This window comes from Stenotrophomonas sp. (assembly GCF_032099025.1).
GTDB lineage: Bacteria > Pseudomonadota > Gammaproteobacteria > Xanthomonadales > Xanthomonadaceae > Stenotrophomonas.
This window is the reverse complement of record NZ_DAMCID010000035.1, coordinates 12,622-19,071: the sequence shown is the minus strand read 5'-3', so window position 1 is coordinate 19,071 and position 6,450 is coordinate 12,622. Positions and strand designations below refer to the sequence as shown.

5 protein-coding genes are annotated in these 6,450 nt (G+C 68.5%); 1 reads left to right on the top strand and 4 read right to left on the bottom strand.

What is annotated here, in order from left to right:
- Nucleotides 1–9 precede the first annotated feature (9 nt).
- From ppk1 to RT456_RS17705, 4 genes are all read right to left on the bottom strand, one after another.
- The gene (ppk1, locus tag RT456_RS17720; RefSeq protein WP_313348526.1) at nucleotides 10–2,091 is read right to left on the bottom strand and encodes a polyphosphate kinase 1; all 2,082 of its coding nucleotides are present in this window, start codon (nucleotides 2,089–2,091) and stop codon (nucleotides 10–12) included.
- Nucleotides 2,088–3,428 (bottom strand): phosphate regulon sensor histidine kinase PhoR, encoded by a 1,341-nt coding sequence (gene phoR, locus RT456_RS17715; protein WP_313348525.1) that lies wholly within the window; start codon nucleotides 3,426–3,428, stop codon nucleotides 2,088–2,090. Before phoR ends, ppk1 begins: the two co-directional genes overlap by 4 nt.
- Nucleotides 3,429–3,540: 112 nt before the next feature.
- Complete coding sequence (gene phoB / locus RT456_RS17710; protein WP_019185815.1) at nucleotides 3,541–4,230, bottom strand: phosphate regulon transcriptional regulator PhoB; 690 nt, start codon at nucleotides 4,228–4,230, stop codon at nucleotides 3,541–3,543.
- Between the two features lie 124 nt (nucleotides 4,231–4,354).
- Nucleotides 4,355–5,995 (bottom strand): M48 family metalloprotease, encoded by a 1,641-nt coding sequence (locus RT456_RS17705; protein ID WP_313348524.1) that lies wholly within the window; start codon nucleotides 5,993–5,995, stop codon nucleotides 4,355–4,357.
- A 155-nt stretch (nucleotides 5,996–6,150) separates the two neighbouring features.
- On the opposite strand from RT456_RS17705, the gene grxC reads away from it, so the two are divergent.
- Nucleotides 6,151–6,447, top strand: a complete 297-nt coding sequence (gene grxC / locus RT456_RS17700; RefSeq protein ID WP_313348522.1) for a glutaredoxin 3 — start codon at nucleotides 6,151–6,153, stop codon at nucleotides 6,445–6,447.
- Nucleotides 6,448–6,450: the final 3 nt, after the last annotated feature.

Sequence of the window (6,450 nt, the reverse complement as noted above, 5' to 3'; positions counted from 1 at the left end):
TGCAGGTCCTTACAGGCCCCGCATCAACGCCATCTGCGCCGAATGCGGTGGCTCGTCGTGGGCCGGTACGCACTTGCGGTAGTTGCCGTCGGCCTGCAGCTCCCAGGCATTGAGGTTGTCGTCCAGGTAGTTCTGCAGCACGTCGCGGTAGACCTTGCGCGCCAGTTCCGGGTCCAGGATCGGGAAACAGGTCTCGACCCGGCGCAGCAGGTTGCGCTCCAGCCAGTCCGCACTGGCGCAGTACAGTTCGGCCGCACCATCGTTGCCGAACCAGTACACCCGGCTGTGTTCCAGGAAGCGCCCGACGATCGAGCGCACCCGGATGTTGTCCGACACGCCCGGTACGCCGGGGCGCAGCGTGCAGGCACCACGCACGATCAGGTCGATCTGCACGCCGGCCTGCGAGGCCGCGTACAGCGCGCGCACCACCTGCGGTTCGTTGAGGGCGTTCATCTTGGCGATGATCCGGCCCGGGCGGCCGTTGGTGGCCAGGCGCATCTCGCGGTCGATCTTCTGCAGCAATCCGTCATGCAGGGTGAACGGGGACTGCAGCAGGCGCTTCAGGCGGGTGCGCGGGGCCAGGCCGGACAGCTGCTGGAACAGCAGGTGCACGTCATTGCCGATGTCCGCATCGGCGGTGATCAGGCTCAGGTCGGTATACGCGCGGGCCGTGCCGCTGTGGTAGTTGCCGGTGCCCAAGTGCACGTAGCGGCGCAGCTTGCGGCCCTCGCGGCGCACGATCAGCAGCATCTTGGCGTGGGTCTTGTAGCCCACCACGCCGTACACCACCTGCACGCCGGCTTCCTGCAGGCGGTCGGCCAGGCCCAGGTTGGCCTCTTCGTCGAAGCGCGCGCGCAGCTCCACCACGACCGTGACGTCCTTGCCGTTGCGCGCGGCCAGGATCAGCGCATCCACGATCAGCGAATCCTTGCCGGTGCGGTACAGGGTCTGCTTGATCGCCAGCACGTTCGGGTCCACCGCGGCCTGCTTGATCAGGTCCAGCACGGCGGTGAAGGCATCGAAGGGGTGGTGCAGCAGCACATCGCGGCGCGCGGCCACCTCGAAGATGCCGTCGCTGTCGCGCAGCGTGCGCGGATTCATCGGCGGGTACTTCAGTTCCGGGCGGGCCAGCAGGTCGTAGAGCTGGATCACGCGGTTGAGATTGACCGGGCCGTCGATGCGGTAGACCGCGTTCTCGGTGAGACCGAAGTTCTGCAGCAGCGTGCGCACGATGTCGCGCGGGCAATCCTGCGCGATTTCCAGGCGTACCGCCGGCCGGTAGCCGCGGTCGACCAGTTCGTCGCGCAACGCCAGCGCCAGGTTCTCCACTTCTTCCTCGTCCACCACCAGCTCGGAGTTGCGGGTCACGCGGAACTGGTACGCCCCCTGGACTTCCATGCCGGGGAACAGCTCGCCGACGAACGTGGACAGCACCGAGGACAGGAACACGTAGGTCTGCGTGCTGCCGAGCGATTCGGGCAGCTGGATGATGCGCGGCAGCGAGCGCGGCGCGCGCACGATGGCCAGGTGGCCGGCGCGGCCGAACGCATCGGTGCCCTTGAGCACCACCACGATGTTCAGCGACTTGTTGAGGATCTTCGGGAACGGGTGCGACGGGTCCAGGCCCAGCGGCGACAGCACCGGCATGATCTCGTTGCGGAAGTAGGCACGCAGCCAGCGCTTCTGGCGATGGTTCCAGGAATGACGGCCCAGCACGTCGATGCCGGCGTCGTGCAGCGCCGGGCGCAGCGTCTCGTTCCAGCAGCGGTACTGCTGGTCCACCAGCTGCGCGGCGCGGTCATGGATGGCGTTGAGGATCGCCTGCGGCGTCATGCCGTCCGGTGCCGGCGGCAGGCCGAACTCCTGCGCGTGGCGTACGGCCGCGGCGCGGATCTCGAAGAACTCGTCCAGGTTGGTGCAGGAGATGCACATGAAGCGCAGCCGCTCCAGCACCGGCACCTGCGGGTCCATGGCCTGGGCCAGCACCCGGAAATTGAAGTCCAGCTGCGACAGCTCGCGGTTGATGTACAGCGCCGGGTCGCGCAGCGGGTCGGTGTCCGCCGGCACGGCGATGGGAACGAGGGTGCTCATGCGGAGGAGTCTTCTGCTGAAGTAAGGGAGGCCACGTCGCTGCGCTCACGCACGTGGTCGGCATCAAAGTGGCACGAGAACACGCTGCCCTTGCCGACCTCGCTCTGGATCTCCAGGCGCGCGTGGTGCAGGCCCAGGATGTGCTTGACGATGGACAGGCCCAGGCCGGTACCGCCGCTCTCGCGCGAGCGGCTGCTGGACACGCGGTAGAAGCGTTCGGTGAGGCGGGGCAGGTGGGTGGCGGGGATGCCGTAGCCGGTATCGCGCACCGCCAGCACCACGCCCTGGCCTTCGCGTGCCAGCTCCACCACCACACGGCCACCGGCGGGGGTGTAGCGCACCGCGTTGGTGACCAGGTTGGAGAACGCACTGTGCAGCTCCTTGTTGGAGCCCTGCAGGTCCACCCCGGCGCTGTCGATCACGCTGATCTGGTGGCGACCCTGGCTGTGCGCTTCGGCCTCGCGGCGCAGCGTGGCCAGCATGGGCGCCATCGCCACGGTTTCTTCTTCGGTGTGGTCCTGCGACTCCAGCCGGGACAGCGTCAGCAGGTCCTCGACCAGCTGGGCCATGCGCTGCGATTGCTTGCGCATTTCTTCCAGCATCGGGCCGGTGCCGGGGAAGTCCTCGGGCTCCATCATGTCCAGGTAGCCGTGCACCACGGTCAGTGGCGTGCGCAGTTCGTGCGACACGTTGGCCACGAAGTCGCGGCGCACCTGTTCCAGCCGCAGCAGCTTGCTGACGTCACGTGCGATCAGCAGCCAGTAGTCCGGCGAATAGGGAATGAGGCGCAGGTTGAGGCGGATCGCCGGGTCCACCGGCGAGGCCACGTCCAGGATCGGTTCGGCGTTGCGGCCACCGGCCAGCCAATGCGCCAGCGGCATCGGCTGCAGGCGCGCCACCAGCGCCTCGCCCAGATCGCCCGGGTGATGCAGCCCCAGCAGCGACGTTGCCGCTTCGTTGAACCACTGCACGCGCTGGCTGTTGCGGTCCACCACCACCACGGCATCGGGCAGTGCGGCGGCGGCGGCGCGGTAACTGCGCAGCATGTCCAGCAGGCGCCGCTTGCGCGTGCGCATTTCCAGCTGGTTGCGGTACAGCAGGCGGTCCAGTTCATTCCACACGCCGGTGCCGGCGCTCATGTCCCAGCGCTGGCGTGCGGTGAGCCGGCGCAGCACCTTGCGCAGCCGCCAGTAATGCCAGGCCAGCGCGCCGATGGAAGCCAGCGCGATGCACATCCACACATGCCCGGTGGCCACACCCAGCAGCACGGCAGCCAGCAGCAGCACGGCGAGCGTGGCAAGGGTTTTCAACCAGGCGGAGCGGATGTGGCGCGGCATTGCGGTCTCGTGAAGATAATCCCGGTAGAGCGGGGCCGTGCCCCGCTGGGCAGCAGGTACTGCCCGCACCGGCATGGTAGAGCGGGGCTCTGCCCCGCTGGAAGGCCTGCGATCAGGTCGAGGTCGAGAACCGGTAGCCGGCCCCGCGCACGGTCTGCACCATGTTCTCCGCACCGAACGGTTCCAGCGTCTTGCGCAGCCGACGGATGTGCACGTCGATGGTGCGCTCTTCCACGTACACGCTGCCGCCCCAGACATGGTCCAGCAGCTGCGCGCGGGTGTAGACCCGCTCGGGGTGGGTCATGAAGAAGTGCAGCAGGCGGTACTCGGTAGGACCGATCGGCACCGGCTGATCGCCGGCGAACACGCGGTGCGCGGCGCCGTCGATGCGGATCGTGCCGACGGCCACGCTGCCGTCCTCGTCATCGTCGCGGGCGCGGCGCATCACCGCACGGATGCGGGCCAGCAGTTCGCGCGCCGAGAACGGCTTGACCACGTAGTCGTCGACGCCGGCTTCCAGGCCACCGACCCGGTCGTTCTCTTCGCCGCGCGCGGTGAGCATGATGATCGGCACCTCGCGGGTGAGGGCTTCCTTGCGCCAGCGCCGCGCCAGGTCCAGGCCGCTGGTGCCGGGAAGCATCCAGTCGAGCAGGATCAGGTCCGGCACGCGGTCGGCGATGGCCGTCTGGGCCTCGCGGGCGTCACCGGCGTGAATGGGGTCGTAGTCGCCCTTGCGAAGGGCAAAGGCGACCATCTCGCGGATCGCGGGTTCGTCATCGACGATCAGGATGCGTTTCTGCACGTGCCCACCGTATTACTCATCAGACCGGGATTGAGCCCAGTAGACTACGGTTTCATGACATGTTTGTGACGACCGCAGCCCGATTGCCATCGCGCGGTCATCCGGGCGGAGTGGGCGCCGCGGCTCAGCGGCGTTCCAGCTCCGGATCGTTGATGCCCTGGCGGCGCATTTCCAGCACGGTCGGGGTGATGCTCTCGATCCGGGCGTCCACCCGGGCCCGGCCTACGTAGTCCAGCCCCGGCTGCTTCTTCAGGGCCTGCAGCTGCATCAGCGCCTGCTCCGGGCGGCCATTGAGGAAGGCGGCCTCGGCGTAGGCCTCGCTGGCGCGGATGGTGTCACCGGCCAGTTCGCTGGCGCGGGCGTAGCGCTGCTGGAACACCGGATCATTGCCGCTTTGCGACAGCAGCGGGCGCAGCATCGCCTGCGCGCGCTGGCCGGCCTCGCGCCCGCCCTGTTCGTTCAGGATGGCTGCATAGGTCAACGCCACCGGGCGGCTGCCCGGGTGCTGCCGCAGCAGGGTGTCGAAGCGGGCGTTGGCCTGCGCCGGTTGGCCGGCACGCGATTCGGCCTCGCCCAGCGCCAGCGCCACCCACAGGTTGTCCGGGCGGCTCTGCAGCAGCTCGGCCAGGTCGCGCCGCGCCTCGCCCGCCCCGCTGTTGCGCAGCCGTGCCAGCGCCAGCCCGTAGCGCTGGGCGTCGCTCAGGCCGCCCTTCTGCGCGCGCTGCAGGTTCTGGTATTCGGTGGCCAGCTCGCCCGGCGTGTCGGCACTGAGCACGCGCAGGCGCTCGCGCGCCCACTCGAACTGCCCGGTGGGGCCACGCTGGAGGGCGTTGACCGAGATCTGCATCGACGCCGGCAGCAGCGGGTTGCTGCGCCGGACCAGCGGATCGGACAGCGCCGGGTCGGCCGGGTCCACGCGCTCCTGGCGCACCCCGCCGGGCACCGCGGTGGTGAGCAGCACGGTGTCCTTCTTCATCTGCTCGGCGCGGGCCTTGGCCTCGCTGATGCGGGTGGTGTTGACCGGGTGGGTCTGCAGGAAGTCGGGCACCGAATAGCCGCCTGCATTGCCGCGCATCGAGGCGGACATGCGCTCGAAGAAGCCGGCCATGGCATCCACGTCGTAGCCGCTGCGGGCCAGCGTGCGGATGCCCAGGCGGTCGGCCTCGGATTCGTTGCTGCGGGTGTAGTTGATCTGCCGCTGCTGCATCAGCCCCATGCCGGAGGTGATGGCGGCCATGGTGGCATCGCCGGAGGAATTGCCGCCGGCCTGCTGGGCGGCCACCACCGCCGCCAGCATGCCCAGCAGGATCGGAATCTGGTCGCGCTGGGCCCGTTCAACTCCGCGCAGCACGTGCTGCTGGGTGACGTGGGCGATTTCGTGGGACAGCACCGCCGCCACCTCATCCTCGCGCTCGGCGGTCAGCACCAGCCCGGCGTTGACCCCCACGTAGCCGCCCAGGGTGGCGAAGGCATTGATCTGCCGGTCCTTGAGCATGAAAAAGGTGTAGGACTGGCGCGGCTGCGCGCTGTTGGAGCCCAGCCGCGCGCCCATGGTCTGCAGCCAGTCGTCCACCAGCGGGTCATCCAGCAGGTAGCCGTAGTTGCGCAGCTCGCGCAGCATCATCCCGCCGTACTCGGCCTGGCGCGCCGGGGTCAGCAGCTCGCCGGCCGAGGAGCCGATGTCGGGCAGCTTGCTGTCCTGGGCCGAGGCCAACGGCGCGGCCAGGGCGAGGGTCAACGCAGCAGAGAGCAGCAGGGTGCGCAAACGGAACTCCTGGAGGGACCGGGGCAGCGGGCAAGGGCGTCAGCGTGACAGGCCATGTGCAAATCTGCGGTTAATCCACAGTGTTGCGGTGATGACATGGAAAATCCAGCCGACGGCTACCATATACAGACACTCGTTCCGCTGTGGAGTTTCCCGTGAACCAAGATGCCGCTGCCAACCGGGGTGGGAAGCCGCCCATCACCCTCTATTCGACCGCCGTATGCCCGTACTGCGTGGCCGCCAAGAACTTCCTGAAGAGCAAGGGCGAGAGCTGGACCGAGGTCCGCATCGACCTGGACCCGGCCGAGCGCGAAAAGATGATGGCCAAGACGCGCCGCACCAGCGTGCCGCAGATCTTCGTCGGTGAGGTCCACGTGGGCGGCTACGACGACATGATCGCCCTGCACCGGGAAGGCAAGCTCGAGCCGCTGCTGAACGGGGAGGGCGCATGAGCG

What these genes read in the sequence shown, in the direction of transcription:
- ppk1 (WP_313348526.1), bottom strand. Translation starts at nt 2,091, where the DNA reads ATGAGCACCCTCGTTCCCATCGCCGTGCCGGCGGACACCGACCCGCTG.
- phoR (WP_313348525.1), bottom strand. Translation starts at nt 3,428, where the DNA reads ATGCCGCGCCACATCCGCTCCGCCTGGTTGAAAACCCTTGCCACGCTC.